The organism is Testudinibacter crocodili (genome assembly GCF_006228025.1).
GTDB lineage: Bacteria > Pseudomonadota > Gammaproteobacteria > Enterobacterales > Pasteurellaceae > Chelonobacter.
In genome coordinates, this window is record NZ_VDHF01000013.1 from 1 (window position 1) to 532 (window position 532).

Sequence of the window (532 nt, forward strand, 5' to 3'; positions counted from 1 at the left end):
TGAATGTGAAATACAATGCTGCCAAAGATACGGTGGCACTGACCGGCACCGGCGGTACTAAAATCACCAACCTGAAAGACGGCACGGTTTCGGCGACTTCAACCGAGGCGGTTAACGGTAAGCAACTGTTTGGGGTGCAAACCATTGCCAATACTGCTAAGACCACCGCAGATGGCGCAAGAACCGCCGCCACCGCCGCACAGACTACGGCAACGGCAGCACAAAACACCGCCAATACTGCCAACAGTACTGCCAATACTAATAAAACCAACATTACTGCGCTGCAAGCCGCAGATGCCCTGAATGTGAAATACAATACCGCTAAAGACACGGTGGCACTGGCGGGCACCGGTGGCAGTAAAATCACCAACTTGAAAGACGGCGCAGTGTCAACCACCTCAACTGATGCGGTCAGCGGTAAACAGTTGTATGCGGTGAAAGCGATTGCCGATAAAAACAGTGGTGAAATTACTAAGTTAACCACCACCATCAACAATATCAATAACGGCGGCGTCGGTTTGGTGCAAGACGA

1 pseudogene is annotated in these 532 nt (G+C 51.3%); it reads left to right on the plus strand.

What is annotated here, in order from left to right:
* Positions 1-532, plus strand: a pseudogene (locus FHQ23_RS01190) (hypothetical protein); the annotation flags it as partial.